The sequence below is a fragment of the Corallococcus carmarthensis genome, assembly GCF_003611695.1.
GTDB lineage: Bacteria > Myxococcota > Myxococcia > Myxococcales > Myxococcaceae > Corallococcus > Corallococcus carmarthensis.
Genome location: NZ_RAWE01000012.1, coordinates 28,724 through 46,697, shown reverse-complemented (window position 1 = coordinate 46,697; position 17,974 = coordinate 28,724). Strand labels below are relative to the sequence as shown.

Sequence of the window (17,974 nt, the reverse complement as noted above, 5' to 3'; positions counted from 1 at the left end):
CGCTCGCCGGGTGGCTTGAGTGCCACCCGGCGTGTCCTTGAAGCTACTGCTGCGCTACTTCACGTCCGCGCCGGGCGGCACGTCGCCCGGGTCCAGCAGCGACAGGTCCTTGCCGCCCGAACCCGCCGTCAACAGCATGCCGCGCGACTCGATGCCCTTGAGCTTGCGCGGCTTGAGGTTCGCCACCACCACCACGCGCCGGCCCGCCACCGCCTCCGGCGCGTACGCCTCCGCGATGCCGGACACGATGGTGCGCGGCGTGCCCTCACCCAGGTCCACGTCCAGCTTGAGCAGCTTGTCCGCGCCCTTCACCTTCTCCGCGGCCACGATGCGCCCCGCCTTCAGCACCACCTTGGCGAAGTCCGCGTACTCGATGTCGGCCGCGGGCGCGCCTTCCGCCGCTCCGGCGCCAGGGGACGCCTGCGTCGTGGGCACCGCGGGCGCGCCTTCCGGACTCTTCGCTTCCACGGGCTTCTTCTCCGTCTTCTTGTCCTTGCCTCCGGCCTTGGCGGGCTCGGCGGCAGGCGTCCCCGCGGGGACCTTGATGATGGCGTTGACGCGCTCTTCTTCCAGCCGGGGCAAGAGCGGCTCCGGCGTGCCCAGCGGACGGGTGCGGTCCAACAGGGGGTACTTCGCGGTCGTGAGCGCCTGGAACGTCAGCGGCTCCGCCCCCAGCTGCGCGAACAGCTTCTCCGACACGCGCGGCGTCACCGGCGCCAGGAGCGCGCCCACCAGGTACGCCACGTCCGCCGCGTCCGACAGGTCCGCCCGCGCCGCCTCCGCGTCCTTCTTCACCAGCGCCCACGGCGCCTGCGTCTGCAGGAACGCGTTCGCGGTGGAGGCGATCTCCGTGATGACCTTGATGGCGTTGCGGTACTCCAGCTTCTCGAACGCCTCGCGCACCTCCGGCACCCGCGCCAGCGCGTCCTCCACCAGCTTGCGCCCCGCCCCTTCCGCGCGGCCCGGCGCGAGCTTCTTCTCCAGCGGCCCGGCCAAGAGCGACAGCGCGCGGTTGGCCAGGTTGCCCACGTTGTTGACGAGCTCGCCGTTCACCCGCAGGCGGAAGTCCTTGAGGCTGAGGTCCAGGTCCTCCACGCCCGCGCCCAGGTTGGCCGCGTAGAAGTAGCGCAGGTAGCTGGGGTCCAGAAGGTCCAGGTAGTCGCGCGCGGCCACCATGGTGCCGCGGCTCTTGGACATCTTCTCCCCGTTCACCGTCAGGTGCCCGTGCACCTTGATCTCATTGGGGATGTGCAGCCCCGCGACCTTCAGCACCGCGGGCCAGAACAGCGCGTGGAAGTAGACGATGTCCTTGCCGATGAAGTGGACGATGCGCGTGGGCGCGTCCTTGCCCCAGTACGCGAGCGCGTCCGGGAACCGGCCCGACTCCTTCGCCCACTTCTCCGTCGTGGCGATGTAGCCGATGGGCGCGTCCAACCAGACGTAGAAGAACTTGTCCGTCTCACCCGGGATGGCGAAGCCGAAGTACGGCCCGTCGCGGCTGATGTCCCAGTCCGCCAGGCCCTTCTCGAAGAAGCCCTGGAGCTGGGTGGCGAGGCCCGGGTGGATGAAGCCGGGGCGCTTGAGCACCTCCTGCAGGAAGTCCGCGTGGCGCGACAGCTTGAAGAACAGGTGCACGGAGTTGCGGCGCACCGGCGGCGTGCCACACAGCGCGCACTTCGGGTCGATGAGGTCCGTGGGGTTGTACGTCTTGCCGCACTTCTCACAGGCGTCGCCGTACTGATCCACCGACTTGCAGTTGGGACAGGTGCCCCGGATGAAGCGGTCCGGCAGAAAGCGCTTGTCCTTCTCGCAGTAGGTCTGCTCGATGTCGCGGCGGTCGATGTCGCCCGCGTCCTTCAAGCGCCCGTAGATGAGCTCCGCGTAGTGGCGGTTCTCCGGCGAGTTGGTGGAGTGGAAGGAGTCGAAGCGGATGTCGAAGTCGCGGAAGTCGCGCTGGTGTTCGTCGTGGAAGCGCGCGACGAACTGCTCCGGCGGGATGCCCTGCTTCGCGGCGTTGATTTCAATGGGCGTGCCGTGGGTGTCATCCGCGCAGAAATAGACGACGTCCTGGCCGCACGAGCGCAGGAAACGGACGTAGATGTCCGTCTGGATGTACTCGACAGCGTGGCCGAGGTGGATGGCGCCGTTCGCGTACGGCAGGGCACTGGTGACGAGGGTTCTCTCCGCCATGGACTCTCCTGAGGGCGGCGGACCATAGCCGCTCGGGGATACGAGGTCATCGCCAACATGCAGGCCCGAGGGTGCATGGAACGAAGGTGGATGTTATCGACCGGACGCCATGTGCACCGTCCTCATCCTCCGTAACGTCCATCCCGAGTGGCCGCTGGTCCTCGCCGCCAACCGGGATGAGCTCTACGCGCGTCCGGCCCACGGGCCGAAGGTCCTCTCCGAGCCCCCACGCGTGGTGGGCGGCCAGGACGTGGAGCGGGGCGGAACGTGGATGGGGGTCACCCACGAGGGAGTCGTCGTCGCCCTGACGAACCAGCGCGGCGCCCGGAGCCTGGGCCTGGCCCCCCGGTCCCGGGGCGAGGTGGTGCTCCGGGCCCTTCAGGCGGGGTCGGTGGAGGCCATCGAGCGCTACCTCGGCACCCTGCCCGCCCCGGAGTTCCTCCCCTTCAACCTGCTCTACGGGGACGCGCGCACCGTGCGGGTGGCCTACGCGCGCCCGGGCCATGCCCACCTGCTGCACGAGGACGTCCCGGACGGAGTGCACGTGCTCCCCAACGACAGCCTGGACAACCTGGCGCTGCCCAAGGTGCGGCGCGCGCACGCCCTGGCCGAGGCCGTGGCGAAGCGTCCGTGGCCGGAGCTGGTGACGGGGCTCCAGGCGGCCCTGGCCGACCATGCCCTGCCACCCCGGGAGGCCGCGACGGGGCCGCTCGCGGAGGACAGCCTGCCCGCGGACTTCCTCCAGCAGCTCCAGGCGCTGTGCATCCACACGGAAGGCTACGGCACGCGCTCGTCCGCCATCGTCGCGCTCGGGCCCGGCCAGGTGGGGCACTACCTGGCCACGGACATCGCCCCCTGCCAGGGTGGCTGGCGGGACGTGACGGGCCTGCTCACGGCGCCCTGAGCGGCCCTGTCGCTTTTCAGTCCAGCCGGGCCCGCATCACCGCGTCGTGGCCCGCGTCGTAGGTGGCCTCGAAGGCGCGGCCCCGGCCGGTGAAGGCCTCCGCCGGGGGCATGGCCACGTCCACGCGGACCTCCCGCACGTCGCAGCCCAGGTCGGAGCGGTAGAAGGCCGGCTCGCCGGTGACGTTGATGGCGATGAGCCGCGCGCCCGGGAACAGCTGACACGCGTCATGGACGGGCGTCGCGGAAACGCGGTCCGCGCCCGGGTCGATGCGCTCCAGCGAGGCGTCCTCGAACAGGAGCGGGTTGGCGGCGCTCGCGGCGACAGCCTCCGACAGTGGACCGCGCGTCACGGTGACCAGGCGGATGCCTCCGTTCCAGGGCGCCTGGTGGAAGGTGGCGAAGGGCACGGGCAGGTCCTCCACGCGTGCTCCCGCGTAGAAGCGCTCCAGCACGTGGGTGAAGCGCTCGTGGCTCAAGCGGGGCACGGACGCCGCGCCACCCGCCGCGCCCAGCGCTCCCGCCGCCACGGCCGGTCCCAGCGCGCCGCCCGACATCAGCACCGCGAGCAGCCCCACGGCCGCGCCCACCGCGCCGCGCGCCGCGGTCGTCTTGCGCGTCTCGTCTTCATAGGCCGCGAAGAAGGCCCGGTAGCGCTGGCGCAGGTTGTCCCCCGGCGCGGACGCGTAGAGGCCGCCCACCACCGCGCCCATGCTGTTGCCCACCACGCAATCGATGGGCACGCCCCGGGCCATCAGCGCGTCCATCGCGCCCACGTGCGCGAGCCCCTTGGTGCCGCCCACCGACAGCACCACGCAGGTGCGTGAAGCCCGCGTGCCCCGGTGGCACGACGCACTCCCCAACGCCACCACCACCGCCAGCAACACCCGGCCCAGCCGCGACCCCATGCATCCTCCTGTGAGGGAAGTCGGGGCACCCTACCCCGTTCCCGCACGGTGGACTCCGAGCCGCATGCCCACCCGGCCGCCCACCTCCCGAGGCGGGCCCACGAAACACAACCGCCCCCGGGACAGGAGCCCCGGAGGCGGAAGGTGACCTTCACGAGGCCCGGCGTGGACTCACGCCGGACCTGTGCGAGGGACTAGTACGTGGCCTTGAGGGACACGCCGCTGTACGCGGAGTAGCCGCGCACCATGATGTACATCTTGCCCGCCGCGGTCTTCGCCGCCGCGCTGCACGACTCCGCGTTGCCGGAGAGGTACGGACGGCAGTCGTAGGACGTCGTCGTCGGGGCAGCGCCGAACTTGATGTACAGGTCCGCGTCGCCCGTGCCGCCGCTCATCACGTAGGTGGACGCCTTGGAGGCCGGCAGGTCGATGCAGTAGTAGTTCGCGGAGCTCGCGGCGCCGGACAGGCCCGTCTTCGCGACGCCGTTGGTCAGCGTGGTGCAGGTCGGGGGCGGAACCGTCACGCCCACGCCCACCGCTTCCCAGGCGGCCTTCACGGAAGCCTGCGTGGCGGCGTCGTAGCCCAGCGCCACGGCGGCCTGGATGGTCCAGGTCTTCGCCTGCTCGTACGTGGTGCCAGCCGTGTAGAGGTTGGCGTTGGCGTAGTACCAGATCTGACCGGCCTTCTGGACGCCGATGCCCGCCACGTTGATGGTGCTGCGGCCGCGCGGGTGCGTGCCACCCTTGGCGAGCAGCGCGAACGCCAGGTTCGGGACGCCGGAGGTGTAGTGCACGTCCTGGCCGCTGTAGTTCGGCGCCCAGTCGATGGACGCGCCGTCCTTCGCCGGGTCGTCCATGTAGCGGAGCGCGTCACCGGCCGTGCCGGGGGTCCACACGTCCTCGCCGACCTTCCAGATGTCCGCCGCGGTGCTCCACGTGCCGGACTTCCAGCTCTCGCAGATGGCGCCGAAGGTGTCGGACATGGCCTCGTTGAGGCCGCCGGACTGAGCGGAGTACGTGAGGTTGGACTCGTTCTCCGTCACGGCGTGGGTCAGCTCGTGGACCGTGACGTCCGCGTCCTTGCCCAGCTCGATGGAGTTCACGCCGTCGCCGTCGCCGTACACCATCTGGGTGCCGTCCCAGTAGGCGTTCACGTAGTTGCGGCTGTAGTGCACCGTGCTGACGAGCGTCTGGCCCGCGTTGTTCAGCGAGTCGCGGTTGAAGTTCGTCTTGTAGCAGTCGTAGGTGTAGCCCAGCATGTCGTAGTTCATGTCGACATGCGCGTCACCGATGGCCGCCTGGCCCTCGCTGCGCTTGAGCGTACCCGGGGTGGTGGTGCCGTTGTTCGCGCTGTAGACCTTGCGGTTGAGCGCGGTGTGGATCTCCGGCACGCGCAGCAGCGTGGCGCCGTTGAGCGCGTCCACATAGACGCGGTCGCGCAGCGGCATCAGGGCGGACTCGCCCGTGACCTTCACCTCGTACGCGAGGCGCAGGCGGCCGTCCTGCTCGGCCTTCACGTACACCAGGCGCGCGCTCTCCGCGGCCAGGCCCGTGCCCTGCGTGTCACGCACCGCGGCCGTCTTGGCGGCCTCCGCGGCGACCAGCGGACGCGCGGACACGGCGGCACCGGAGCGCGCGGAACCGTTCGCGCCGAAGATGGCGCCCGAGCGGTCCACGTGCACCACCAGCTCCTCGCCCACCACCGGCAGACCGTTCAGCGTCTGCGCGTAGCGGATGTGCGAAACGCCCTGGTCGTCCACGGAGATGCGGCGGACCTGCAGGTCGGAAGCGGTGAGGCGGAACAGCGACGCGATGGAGGGCAGCGAGCCGGCGATGGCCGTGTGCACGTCCGCGGCGGCGAAGCCCGTCAGCGGGCGATCCGCCTGGCCCAGGCGGCCCTGGATGGTGTGCGGCGTCCCATCCGCGTTGGTACCGACGATCTGGGCGCCAGGAATGACGCTCAGGGCGTTCTGCACTTCGGCGACTTCATCCGGCTTCTGCTGATCATTCTGCGTGTTGGTGTCCATCTCACCGACGCCGCAAGCGGCGAGGGGAAGGGCCAGCAGGGCTGAAACGAAACGGGTGCGAACCAAGGTACGGCCTCCTGCCCGGCGCAAGGGGGTGGTCGCCGGGGCAGCGCTCCTTTCAGCATTCTTCAGGCCAACTCATTAAGTCCGCGAAATACCTCGCAGTACGGCGAAGCATCAGAAAGCGGCTGGCACATCAGCGCCCAGTAAATCTTCTGTAATGTGGAAGCTGACGTTACGCCTCTGGCGCAAACACCCGGTCTTGCTGGGGATTTCGGCGTTCGCGGGCACCTGTCCTGAACCATGACAGTGCACACCGGGTGTGTCCTCTATTCGAGCAATCCAAGGTTGGCGGCTTTTTCTTGGTGTGCAAAGGATGACCGCGAATTCGCGCGCCGTGCGTCAACGCCACACGCCGAGCAGGACCCGGGCACGCCCATCCATGGAGAGCTCGGCCTCTTCCACGGTGGGGAAGCCAGCGTCGCGGGCCACGTCGGCCAGGTGCCGCATCCACGGTTTGTAGGGCATCCCATTGTCGGAGCAGCAAGGAACGACGGCGAAGCCCAGCCCGTGGCGTGCGGCGTACTCGATGATGATCCGCGTGGCGCCGTCCGGGTGCATGCCCACGACGAGCTCCGCTTCGCACGGCTCTTCCAGCGTGAAGATGCGCTGCGCGTACCGCACGGGCAGGTGCTTGTGGCGCAGGTCGAAGGTGGTGACGGTGCGCCCGCGCTGGGTGAGGGACTCGTTCAGCTTCCCCATGCCGCCGGCGACGTCATAGACGCGTTGGGCCTGGGGAAAGCGCGTGACGAGCAGGTCCGCGAAGAGGTCGAAGCGTCGCTTGTCCGCCATGGCGGCTCCTTCAGCCCGGGCCCCTTCAGGCGCGGGTGCACACCGTCCACAACAGCCGTTCGATGACGAGCTTCCCGCTGGCCGAGGACTTCAGGGCCAGGTCCGCGTCCGCGCACGCCACCAGGGCGTTGAGCAGCTCGCGGCGCTCGTAGCGGGCGGCGGCCTGCATGCCGAACGCGAGCGCCCACGCGTTGGGCGTCTTGCGCTTGGAGGCCTTCAGCTCCGCCTCCAGCTTCGGGAGGATGCGCGACTCCACGTCGCGGCCGGTGCGCGGCGGCTGGCCTCCGGCGTACTTCTCCAGCCAGGCGTGGTTCTCCAAGAGCGAGCGGACGATGGACGCCACCGCGCCCAGCAACTGCAGCGCGTGCGTGCCCTGCCCCATCGCGTCCTCGGCATAGGAGAGCGCGTCACGCAGCTCGCGCTTCTGGAGCGCCTCCGTCAATTCGAAGAACTCCTCCTCGCGCGCGTGGTGCACCAGCAGCGCCACGTGCTGGGCCTCGATGGTGGGCCCTTCCGAATAGACGGCCAGCTTCTCCAGCTCCGACTGGAGCAGCCGGATGTTGCCGCCGATGCGCTCCTTCAGCCCCTCCAGCGCGCCCGGCCCCAGCTTCTTCTTGAAGGGGACCAGGAACTCCTTCGCGATCTCGCTGAGGTCCAGGTCCTTGTGGCGCGCGGCCACCTTGCGCTCGAAGAGGCGGCCCTTGTCCTGCGCGAACTTGAGCAGCGGGCTGCGCGAGTCCACGTCCGTGGCCGCCAGCACCAGCGCGTGCCCCGGCGGCACGCCCTTCTGGAGCAGCTCCAGCAGCGCGGACGCGTCCCCTTCCGGGGCGCTGATGCGCTCGTCGCGGCAGAAGGCCGCCGCCTCCTGGAGGAAGGCCAGGTCGGCCTCCGCCAGGTCCACGTTCAGCTCGTCCTTCCACTGCTCCACGGAGGGAGCGCCGGGCACGCGGGGATCCAGCTGATCCACGCCCCAGCCCGCGCGGCCCGCCAGCGCCAGCAGCCGCCGGGCGCCCTCCTTGCGCTTGCCCGCCTTCCACGCGTCGCGCGCCTTGGCCAGCGCGTCGCCCTTGCCCTTCTTGGGCGCGAGGAACTCCGGGTCGCGCACCAGCACCACCTTGCGCCCGGGGAACAGCGGCATCGTGGCCAGCTCCTGCGCCACCTCGCGCGGGGAGGCCGCGTCCAGCACCGCGAGGTTGAGCCCCATGGCCGCGTCCGGCACCAGCGTCTTCACCAGCTCGTCGGCGCCCTTGCGGACCAGGAACTCCTCGCCCCACAGGAGGTACAGCGGCCACACCTTGCCGCCCTTCACCTCCGCCAGCACCTCGTCCATGTCCGCGCTCATCGGCCCTCCACGCACAGTTCGATGAGCAGCCGCTCCAGCTGCAACCGGGGCGCGCCGTTGCGCGAGCCGATGGCCGTCCGCGCCGACTCCAGCAGCGAATGCCGCCGGTGCAGCGCGGCCTCCGACGTGCGCTTCGCCGCCTCCTGCGCCAGCACCTTCAGGTCCCGGTTCGCCAGCGCCTCTTCCGCCCCGGCCTTCGCGAGCGCCACGTCCCGTGTCCACAAGATGAGCAGCTCCAGCGCCGTGTCCGCGTCCTCGCGCGAGCCGCCATGGGCCTCCGCGAAGCGCAGGAGCGCGGGGATGTCGTCGCCGCTCAGGGATTCAAAAGCGGTGAGGACGTCCTTGCGCTCCTTCAGCGCGTCCACGTCCAGCGCGAGCGCGCGGCCCAGGCTGCCCCCGGACATCACCGCGGCCAGGGCGGCGGTGTCCGCGTCCAGCTTGCGCTCCTGCTGCACGTGCCGTGCGACCAGGTCCACCGGCAGCGGGCCGAAGTACACCTTGCTGCACCGGCTGCGGATGGTGGGCAGCAGCCGGTCCATGGCGCTCGCCACCAGGATGAGGGTGGTCTCCGCGGGCGGCTCCTCCAGCGTCTTCAAGAAGGCGTTCTGCGCCTGGACGTTCATCTGCTCCGCGCTGACCAGGATGGCCACCTTGCGCCTGGACTCCAGGCCGCGCAGCGCCAGCCGCTCCTGGAGCTGCCGGATCTGCTCCACGCGCAGCTCGCGGCTGGGGGTGCCGGTGAAGTCCGAACGGCCCGCGAGTCCTCGCGACACGCGCTCGTCGTCCGGCATCACCCAGGTGACGTCCGGGTGCAGCCCCTTGGCGAGGCGCAGGCAGCTGGCGCACTTGCCGCAGCCCACCTCCGGGGCCTCCGGGCACGTGAGGGCCTGGGCCAGTCCCACCGCGGCCAGCTCCTTGCCCACCCCCTCTGGCCCGGCGAACAGGTAGGCGTGATGCACCGAGCCGGACCGCAGGGCGGATTGGAGCGCATCCATCGCGCGGGGCTGTCCCTGCACCGAGGCAAGCGTCATGGGGGGCGTGTATCTCCGCTCGGAGGGCACCCGTCAACCGCCACCTTGACCCGTGCGCGCGCCACCGGTCTGATTCGCCGGGCGTGCTGAACTTCCTCGAAGGCCACCTCCCCCTGCTGGCGGGCTCCGTCCTGACGGTGCTCCTGCTGGGCATCCAGCGCACCACCCGCGACCCGGACCTGCGCGACGATTTGCGCGGCGCGGTGCGGATGCTGGTCGCCTTCCTGGTGCTGCGGCTGGCGTCGCGCCTGCTGCCGGAAGCCACCACGCCGCCAGGCCTGTACAAGTTCGTGCACGTGGGCTGGATGCTCACGTTCGCCTACGGCGTCATCCGGGCCGCGGTGGCGTTCGCGCTGAAGCTGGTGCGGATGCGCTCGCCGGTGACGACGCCCAAGATTCTCCGCGACGTCATCGACTTCACGCTGTACGCGCTCGCCACCCTCCCCATCCTCCAGAGCCAGCTCAACCTGGACCTGGCGGGGCTCGTGGCCACGTCCGCGGTGCTGACGGTGGTCATCGGCCTCGCGCTCCAGGAGACGCTGGGCAACCTCTTCGCGGGTCTGTCGTTGCAGCTGGACCGGCCGTTCGAGGTGGGTGACTTCATCCGCATTGGCGAGCACACCGGACGGGTGGTGCACATCGGGTGGCGCTCCATCCGCATCGCCAACTTCCGGCGCGAGGTCATCACCCTGCCCAACAGCATGGTGGGCAAGGAGCACGTGAAGAACTTCACCCAGCACCGCGAGCCCGTGGGCATCGAGATGCAGGTGGGCGTGTCGCTGGACGCGCCACCCAACCAGGTGAAGCAGGCGCTGCTGGACGTGGCGCGGGAGATTCCCCAGGTCCTGGTGCAGCCGCCGCCCCTGGCGCGCACGGTGGCCTTCACCGACTCCAACGCGCAGTACATGATCCGCGTCTTCCTCAACGACTTCGCGCTGTCGGACACCGTGCGGGAGGAGCTGCACACGCGGCTGTGGTACCGGCTGCGCCGCGAGGGCCTGGAGCTGCCCCACGCCCAGCGCACGGTGACCCTGCGCCGTGAGGCGGGACACCGCCGCCGCGAGCTGGCCGACGACACGGTGCGGGAGCTGCTGCGCCAGGTGGACCTCTTCGCGCCGCTGGGCCCGGAGGAGCTGGAGCGCCTGCGCTGCGAGGTGGTGGTGCGCCGCTTCGGCCGCAACGAGCGCATCATCCAGGAGGGCGACGAGGGCGGCACCTTCTACGTCGTGGCCTCCGGCGAGGTCAGCGTGCGCGCCGGCACGCTCCAGTCCGAAATCACGCGCCTGGGGCCGGGCCACTACATCGGGGAGATGTCGCTGCTCACCGGAGAGCGCCGTGCCGCCACCGTGGTCGCGCTCGAGGACTCCGTGCTGCTGGAGCTGGACCGGCCCACCTTCGCGCGGCTGTTCTCCGACTACCCGGGCCTCGCCCGGCAGCTGTCCGCGCTGCTCGCCCAGCGCCGCACCCAGCTGCGCGCCGTGGCCCAGGCCTCCGGTGGCGGGCCGGACCATTCGCCGGAGGCAGGCCGCATCCTCGGAAGGCTGCGCGCCCTCTTCGGCCTCACGCACGAATAGGGGGTTTCCCCAACGTCACTCCGGGGCAATCACGACCCTCTGACGGGTGATGCGTGGCGGCCTGGGAGGCATGCATCCAACCGTGACGCCAGGGCCTTTGACGCTCGGCGGCGGAAGGGTCTAAAGGTTCACATATGCAAGTCATTCGTGGCTTTCCCGCGCGATTAGGTGCCCTGCTCCTTCCAGGTGCACTGCTGATGGCCCTGCCCCAGAGCGCGGCGGCCACGGCCCAGGTGAAGCCCGACACGACGCTCGCGGGACTGGAGCGGCTGACGCACCGCCGGGTGTTCTTCGGCCACCAGTCGGTGGGCGGCAACATCCTGGACGGCGTGCGGGGCCTGCTGCCTTCGCCGAACCCGGCGGCGCCCGCCATCGTGGAGGTGAAGGACGCGAACGCGACGATTCCGCCGGGCACCCTGGCGCACGCGTTCGTGGGACAGAACGAGCAGCCGGAGACGAAGCTGGCGCACTTCGAGCGGCTGCTGGACGGCGGCGTCGCGAAGCAGGTGGACGTGGCGCTGATGAAGTTCTGCTACATCGACTTCACCTCCAGCACGGACGCGAAGGCGCTCTTCGAGAAGTACCGCACCACGCTCGCGGGGCTGAAGTCGCGCCACCCGGGCGTCACCTTCGTGCACGTCACCGCGCCGCTGACGACGGTGCAGCGCGGGGCGAAGGCGTGGTTCAACGAGCTGCGCGGGCGTCCTGTCTATGGCGTGGGGGAGAACGTGTCGCGCGAGGCGTTCAACGCGCTCATGCGGCAGACCTACGGCGGCAAGGAACCGCTGTTCGACCTGGCGGCGCTGGAGTCGTCGCGGGCGGATGGCACCCGCGAGACGTACGAGGTGAACGGCCGTGCGTACCCGGCGCTGGTGCCTGCCTGGTCGGACGACGGTGGCCACCTCAACGCGCAGGGGCAGGCGCGCGTGGCCTCCGCGCTCATCGCCTTCCTGGCGGCGCTACCCGAAGCGCCTGCCTCCGCGAAGGCCGGGCCCTGAGCCATGCGCGCTCGGTTCATGATGATGCTCGGCCTGGGGCCGGCTGTCGCACGTTTGAAGCTGCGCCGCTGCGAGTCCGTGGGCGCCACCCCCACCGTCTGGGGGCGTGTCTGGATTCACGGCGAGGGTGAAGTCCAGATCGGTGACCGCGTGGTGTTCGACGCGCGGATGGCGCCCATCGAACTGCATGCGCAGCGGGGGGGACGCATCGTGATTCAAGACGACGTGACCATCGAGGGAGGCAGCTCCATCGAAGCGCAGTCATGCGTGACGCTGGGCGCGCGAAGCCGCCTGGGCATGTGGTGCAAGCTGATGGACAACATGTACCACCCGGTCCGCGGCAACCGGCACGAGCGGCCGCAGTCGGTGCCGCTGATGGTGGAGGAAGGTGTCACGGTGGGCAGCCGCTCCATCCTGTTGCCGGGCACGCACCTGCAGAAGGGCGCGAGCGTGGCCTCCGGCACGGTCATCTCCCGGCGCATCCCACCGGGCGTGACGGTGGGCGGTTCTCCGGCCCGCGTGCTACGGCGCGAGGGGGCGCGATGAAGCCCGCCATCCCCTCCAGGGAGGAGGCGCTCCAGCTGGCGCGCACGGGCCTCCAGATGGTGCGCACGGAGGTGTTCCCCCGTGCCGAACGCATGGTGGCCGTCGCTCGGGCGCGCTGGCTGTTCCGCGACTTCCGCATGGGCCGGGACGTGGCGGCGTATGGCCCGGTGACCGCGCGCAACGACGGCCACGCGGAGCTGGGCGACAAGCTCACGTTCCTGGGCGGCATGCTGCCCACGTCGGTGGTCTGCTACGAGCACGCCCGGCTGCTGGTGGGTTCGGAGACCCAGTTCAACTACGGCGCGTCCGTGGAGGCCTGGGAGTCGGTGCAGATCGGCGCCCGGTGCATGTTCGCGTCGTTCGTGCGGGTGAGCGACCGGGATGGCCAGCGCATCGCCCCCATCATCATCGAGGACGACGTCTGGGTGGCCCACGGCGCCATCCTGCTGCCGGGCGTGCGGATTGGCGCGCGGTCGGTGGTGTCCGCCGGCAGCATCGTCTCGCAGAACGTGCCCCCGGACTCGCTCGCCATGGGCAACCCGGCGCGCAGCATGAGCCTGGACCTGGTGGCCCGCGAGGCCACGGGCACCTGACGGCCCGTCCCCCTTTTCGCCCGGCGCTCAGCAAAACGCGCCGGGCGCGTTCTTTTCCGCATCGCCCTTCCACACCCCGTTTGGAAAGACAGGACTCACCCCATGAGCACGCGTGACACGCTTCGCACCTTCATCGTCGACACCTTCTTCGTGGACGACTTCGCGGACGACGACTCGTTCCTGCGCAAGGGCCTCATCGACTCCACGGGCATGATGGAGCTGGTGGCCTTCATCGAGACGGAGTTCCACATCAAGCTCGACGACAAGGAGCTGGTGCCGGAGAACCTGGACTCGCTGTCGCGCGTGGTGGCCTTCGTGGACCGCAAGCAGTCGCTGGCGAAGGCGAGCTGAGACGCCCATGTGCGGCATCGCGGGGTTCACCTTCCCGGCGGGTGACGCCGCGGCTCCGGCGATTCATGCCGACCGCCTGCGCCGCATGACCGCCAGCATCAAGCACCGGGGGCCGGACGCGCAGCGGGCCCTGCTCCTGGACGGCGCCGCGTTGGGGCACGCGCGGCTGTCCATCGTGGACCTGGCCTCCGGCCACCAGCCGATGCGCGACGAGGCCACCGGCCTCACCGTGGTCTTCAACGGAGAGATCTTCAACCACGTGGAGCTGCGCGAGCAGCTGTCGGGGGCGTATGCCTTCCGCACGCGCTCCGACACGGAGGTCATCCTCGCGGCGTTCCTGACGTGGGGCATCGACTGCGTGCGCCGCTTCGAGGGCCAGTGGGCCTTCGCGCTGTGGGACCCGCGCGACCGCACGCTGTGGATGTCGCGCGACCGCGTGGGCATCTGCCCGCTGTTCTACGCGCAGCTGCCGGGAGGCCACCTGGCCTTCGCGTCGGAGGCGAAGGCGCTGTTCGCCGGGGGACTCGTGACGCCCGCGTTGGACGCGCGGGGCCTCAAGCAGACGTTCCAGCTCTGGGCACCGGTGGCACCGCGCACGTCCTTCGAGGGCGTGTCGCTGCTGCCGCCCGCGCACGTGGCGAAGTGGCGCGATGGAACGCTGACGCTCCAGCGCTATTGGGACCTGGACTTCGGAGTGACGCCGGACGCGGCGGATGCGCCCCGGCTGCTGGAGGAGCTGGGCGCGGTGCTGGACCGGGCGGTGCGGCTGCGGCTGCGCGCGGACGTGCCGGTGGCGGCGTACCTGTCGGGCGGGTTGGACTCCAGCCTCCTGTGCGCGCTGGCGCAGGAGCAGCTGGGCGGCACGCTGCGGACGTTCTCCGTGGGCTTCGCGCACGCGCGGTTCGACGAGCGCACGCACCAGGCGGCGGTCGCGGAGCAGTTGCGCACCGAGCACCGCGTGGTGGAGATGCGCGACGGGGACATTGGCGCGCTGGTGCCGGGCGTCATCTTCCACGCGGAGCAGGCGATGATGCGCTCCGCGCCCGCGCCGTTCCTGCGGCTCTCCGGGTGGGTGCGCGACCAGGGCATCAAGGTGGTGCTGACGGGTGAAGGGTCGGACGAGATGTTCCTCGGCTACGACCTCTTCAAGGAGACGCAGGTGCGCCAGTTCTGGGCGCGCCAGCCGGCGTCGAAGTACCGGCCGCTGCTGCTGCGCCGGCTGTATCCGACGCTGTCGGTGAGCCAGCAGAACGTGGAGCTGCTGCGCGAGTTCTTCGGCACGGGACTGGAGACGCCAGACGCGCTGGGGTTCTCGCACCTGGTGCGGTGGGGCAACAGCGGCCGCATCCTGCGCTTCCTCGCGCCGGAGTTCGCCGCGAAGGTGGCGGACGAGGATCCGGTGGCGTCGGTGCTCGCGACGGTGCCGGACGCGGTGGCGAAGTGGAGGCCACTGGCGCGGGCACAGTACCTGGAGGCGCGCACGCTGCTGTCCGGATACCTGTTGTCCGCGCAAGGCGACCGCATGCTGCTGGGCAACGCCGTGGAGGGACGCTTCCCGTTCTTGGACACGAGCGTGATGGAGTTCGCCGCGAGGGTGCCAGAGCGGCTGCGCCTGCGAGGCCTGGACGAGAAGCACCTGCTCAAGCGCTTCGCGAAGGGCCGTGTGCCTGCATCCATCCTGGAGCGCAGCAAGTTCCCGTACCGCGCCCCCATCGCGGGAGCGCTGGTGGGCCCGGATGCGCCCGCGTGGGCGCGCGAGCTGCTGGCCCCCGAGGCAGTGGCGGCGACGGGCGTCTTCGATGCGCGCAAGGTGGAGCGGCTGGTCGCGAAGCTGCGGGCGCCGAACTCGGCGGAGAGCGAGGCGGACACCATGGCCCTGTTCGCCGTGGCGTCCACGCAGTTGCTGGCGCACCACTTCCTGAAGCCGCGCCCGGTGCCTCAAGCGGACGTGGACGCGGTGCAGTTGGAGGCCGCGTGATCGCACCTACAGGCACCGGGGTGGCCATTGCGCTCGCGCTGTCCTCGGCGCCGTGGACACATGTGCAGCGGGAGGAGGCATGAGCGCGACTGCGGACACCGCGCCCTCATGGGTTCGCGCCCATGCCCAGGCGACGCCGGAGGCCCCGGCGGTGGACTCCCCCTGGGCGCGGCTCACCTATGCCCAGCTTGATGCGCGGATGCTGGCGCTCGCGGGTCAGCTGCGCGCTTCGGGCGTGGAGCCCGGTGCTCGGGTCCTCATCGCCCTACCCTTGGGCTGCGCGGCGGCCGTGGCGGGGCTCGCGGTGCAGGCACTGGGCGCTTGCGCCGTGGAGCTGGACCGCGAGACGGGCGCCGACTCACTGGCCAGCATCCTCACGCAGACGGGTGCACGCCATGCGGTCATCTTCGGCCAGGACGCGCGGCGCTGGACGGGCCGCGCGCAGCTCACCCACTTCTTCGTCGTTCACGGCTCCCGTCCTCCGGAGCGCATGCTCGGATTACTGAAGCCCTCGGCGTGTACGTGGCTCCAGGAAGACGGCGCCGTGGATCCGGAAGCCGTCGCGGATCCACTGTCCGCCCTGCCCTCCCTGCCCCCGGACGCGCCCGCGTCCATCGTCTACACGTCCGGCAGCACCGGCACGCCCCGCGGCGTCGTGCAGACGTTCGCCAACATCGCGGCGAACACGCGCTCCATCGTGGAGTACCTGGGCCTCACGCCGCGCGACCGCGCCATGCACATCCTTCCCCTGCACTACTGCTACGGGAAGAGCGTGCTCCAGACGCACCTGCTCGCGGGTGGCTCCGTGTTCCTGGATCCGCGCTTCATGTATCCGCAGGTCGTGCTGGAGGCCATGGCCACCGAGGCGTGCACCGGCTTCGCGGGCGTGCCCCTCACCTTCGAGCTGCTGCGCCGCCAGGCCGCGCCGGACTCTCTCGCGAACCTCAAGCTGCGCTACCTCACGCAGGCCGGCGGAGGCATGTCCCCGGACACCGTGCGCTGGACGCGCGAGGCCTTCCACCCCGCCGAGCTGTTCGTCATGTACGGCCAGACGGAAGCCACCGCGCGGCTCTCCTACCTGCCGCCCTCGCGCGCCACCGACAAGGCGGGCTCCATTGGCCAGGGCATCCCCGGCGTCACGCTGGCCGTGGTCGCGGACGACGGCACGCCCCTGCCCGATGGTGAAGTGGGCCAGCTCGTGGCGAAGGGCGCGAACGTCACCCCCGGCTACCTCAACGCCCCCGGCGACACGGCCGCCATCCTCCACGACGGCTGGCTGTGGACCGGCGACCTCGCGTGGCGCGACGCGGACGGCTTCTTCTTCCTCGTCGGCCGCGCCAAGGAGATCCTCAAGGTGGGCGGTCACCGGGTGAGCCCCGCGGAGATAGAGCACGTCCTCGCGCGCCACCCGGCCGTGCTGGAGGTCGCCGTCGTGGGCGTGCCGGACGACCTGGGCGGCGAGGCCGCGTGCGCCGCCGTGGTCCTCCACCCCGGCGCCACCGCGAAGGAGGACGACCTCCGCCGCTTCTGCCGCGAAGCGCTCCCGGCCCACAAGGTGCCGCGCCACGTGCTGTTCATCGAAGCGCTCCCACGCGGGCCCACCGGCAAGGTGCTCAAGGCGGACCTGCGCACGCGCGTGCTGTCTTCACTTTCTTCCCCTGAATCGAGGTCGCCGTGACGATGAAGTTCTCCAAGCAGGTGCTGGAACTGGACTGGGAGGCCAAGGCCGCGTCGCTGTCCGACGGGCTCAAGGAGGCCGTCCTCAAGAAGCTGCGCAAGCGCGGTCTGGTGGTCGCCGTCTCCGGCGGCATCGACTCCGCGTGCGTCGCCGCGCTGGCGGTGCGGGCGCTGGGACCGGACCGCGTCTTCGGACTGCTGCTGCCGGAGCGCGACTCCAGCGGCCTGTCCTCCAAGCTGGGCCGCGAGCTCTGCGAGAAGCTGGGCATCCAGTACACGCTCCACGACATCGCGCCCGTGCTGGAGGCCGCCGGGTGCTATTCGCAGCGCGACGCGGCCGTGCGCTCCGTGTTCCCCGCGTTCCAGCCGGACATGAAGTGGAAGATCGTCATGCACGGCGACCGGCTCAACACGGACGCCCTCAACGTCTTCTACGTGGTGGTCCAGGTGGACGGGCAGGAGCAGCGCTTCCGCCTCACGCCCCAGGCCTACGTGCAGATTGTCGCCGCCACCAACTTCAAGCAGCGCGTGCGCAAGATGATGGAGTACTTCCACGCGGACCGGCTGAACTTCGCCGCGTCCGGCACGCCCAACCGCCTGGAGTATGACCAGGGCTTCTTCGTGAAGCTGGGCGACGGCGCCGCGGACGTGAAGCCCATCGCCAGCCTCTACAAGACGCAGACGTACAAGCTCGCGCGGCACCTGGGCGTCATCGACGGCATCCTCAACCGCGAGCCCACCACGGACACCTTCAGCCTGGAGCAGTCACAGGAGGACTTCTACTTCTCCGTGCACTACTCGCAGTTGGATCTCATCCTCTGGGCGAAGAACCACGGCATCACGCCCGAGGAGGTCTCCCCGGAGATGGGCCTCACGCCGCAGCAGATCCAGCGCGTCTACGACGACATCGACCAGAAGCGCCGCACCACCGCGTACCTCCACGCGCAGCCGCTGCTGCTGGAAGAGGTCAGCGAGCTGAAGCCCTTCAAGATCGCCTGAAGCGG

Annotated in this window: 15 protein-coding genes; 9 read left to right on the top strand and 6 right to left on the bottom strand. The window is 70.4% G+C overall.

Annotated features, from left to right (window positions below):
* Positions 1 to 54: 54 nt before the first annotated feature.
* Complete coding sequence (metG, locus tag D7X32_RS05740) at positions 55 to 2,190, bottom strand: methionine--tRNA ligase (RefSeq protein ID WP_120601490.1); 2,136 nt, start codon at positions 2,188 to 2,190, stop codon at positions 55 to 57.
* Between the two features lie 109 nt (positions 2,191 to 2,299).
* On the opposite strand from metG, the gene D7X32_RS05735 reads away from it, so the two are divergent.
* Positions 2,300 to 3,094 carry an NRDE family protein gene (locus D7X32_RS05735; RefSeq protein WP_120601489.1) on the top strand — a complete coding sequence of 265 codons (795 nt, stop codon included), beginning with the start codon at positions 2,300 to 2,302 and terminating at the stop codon, positions 3,092 to 3,094.
* 16 nt (positions 3,095 to 3,110) lie between these two features.
* On the opposite strand, the gene D7X32_RS05730 is transcribed toward D7X32_RS05735, so the two are convergent.
* From D7X32_RS05730 to holB, 5 genes are all read right to left on the bottom strand, one after another.
* Positions 3,111 to 4,001, bottom strand: coding sequence for a patatin-like phospholipase family protein (locus tag D7X32_RS05730; RefSeq protein WP_120601488.1), 891 nt, complete (start codon positions 3,999 to 4,001; stop codon positions 3,111 to 3,113).
* 194 nt (positions 4,002 to 4,195) lie between these two features.
* A complete protein-coding gene (locus D7X32_RS05725; protein WP_120601487.1) occupies positions 4,196 to 6,094 on the bottom strand; it encodes a M4 family metallopeptidase in 1,899 nt (632 codons plus the stop codon).
* A 336-nt stretch (positions 6,095 to 6,430) separates the two neighbouring features.
* Positions 6,431 to 6,880, bottom strand: coding sequence for a hypothetical protein (locus D7X32_RS05720; RefSeq protein WP_120601486.1), 450 nt, complete (start codon positions 6,878 to 6,880; stop codon positions 6,431 to 6,433).
* Between the two features lie 25 nt (positions 6,881 to 6,905).
* On the bottom strand, positions 6,906 to 8,222 hold the full coding sequence (gene holA / locus D7X32_RS05715; RefSeq protein ID WP_120601485.1) for a DNA polymerase III subunit delta: 1,317 nt from the start codon (positions 8,220 to 8,222) through the stop codon (positions 6,906 to 6,908).
* The gene (gene holB, locus D7X32_RS05710) at positions 8,219 to 9,253 is read right to left on the bottom strand and encodes a DNA polymerase III subunit delta' (protein ID WP_120601484.1); all 1,035 of its coding nucleotides are present in this window, start codon (positions 9,251 to 9,253) and stop codon (positions 8,219 to 8,221) included. The genes holA and holB overlap by 4 nt, the downstream gene beginning before the upstream one ends.
* Positions 9,254 to 9,336: 83 nt before the next feature.
* Here holB and D7X32_RS05705 point away from each other — a divergent pair, with 83 nt between their 5' ends.
* From D7X32_RS05705 to nadE, 8 genes are all read left to right on the top strand, one after another.
* Positions 9,337 to 10,827 carry a mechanosensitive ion channel family protein gene (locus D7X32_RS05705; RefSeq protein WP_120601483.1) on the top strand — a complete coding sequence of 497 codons (1,491 nt, stop codon included), beginning with the start codon at positions 9,337 to 9,339 and terminating at the stop codon, positions 10,825 to 10,827.
* 197 nt (positions 10,828 to 11,024) lie between these two features.
* On the top strand, positions 11,025 to 11,825 hold the full coding sequence (locus tag D7X32_RS05700; protein ID WP_244238863.1) for a hypothetical protein: 801 nt from the start codon (positions 11,025 to 11,027) through the stop codon (positions 11,823 to 11,825).
* Between the two features lie 3 nt (positions 11,826 to 11,828).
* Complete coding sequence (locus D7X32_RS05695; protein WP_120601481.1) at positions 11,829 to 12,371, top strand: acyltransferase; 543 nt, start codon at positions 11,829 to 11,831, stop codon at positions 12,369 to 12,371.
* Complete coding sequence (locus D7X32_RS05690; protein WP_120601480.1) at positions 12,368 to 12,964, top strand: acyltransferase; 597 nt, start codon at positions 12,368 to 12,370, stop codon at positions 12,962 to 12,964. Before D7X32_RS05695 ends, D7X32_RS05690 begins: the two co-directional genes overlap by 4 nt.
* A gap of 102 nt (positions 12,965 to 13,066) precedes the next feature.
* Positions 13,067 to 13,315 (top strand): acyl carrier protein, encoded by a 249-nt coding sequence (locus D7X32_RS05685; protein WP_014398060.1) that lies wholly within the window; start codon positions 13,067 to 13,069, stop codon positions 13,313 to 13,315.
* A 7-nt stretch (positions 13,316 to 13,322) separates the two neighbouring features.
* On the top strand, positions 13,323 to 15,293 hold the full coding sequence (gene asnB / locus D7X32_RS05680) for an asparagine synthase (glutamine-hydrolyzing) (protein WP_120601479.1): 1,971 nt from the start codon (positions 13,323 to 13,325) through the stop codon (positions 15,291 to 15,293).
* 79 nt (positions 15,294 to 15,372) lie between these two features.
* Positions 15,373 to 16,971 (top strand): class I adenylate-forming enzyme family protein, encoded by a 1,599-nt coding sequence (locus tag D7X32_RS05675; RefSeq protein ID WP_120601478.1) that lies wholly within the window; start codon positions 15,373 to 15,375, stop codon positions 16,969 to 16,971.
* A 2-nt stretch (positions 16,972 to 16,973) separates the two neighbouring features.
* On the top strand, positions 16,974 to 17,969 hold the full coding sequence (nadE, locus tag D7X32_RS05670; protein ID WP_120601477.1) for an NAD(+) synthase: 996 nt from the start codon (positions 16,974 to 16,976) through the stop codon (positions 17,967 to 17,969).
* The last annotated feature ends 5 nt before the right edge of the window (positions 17,970 to 17,974 follow it).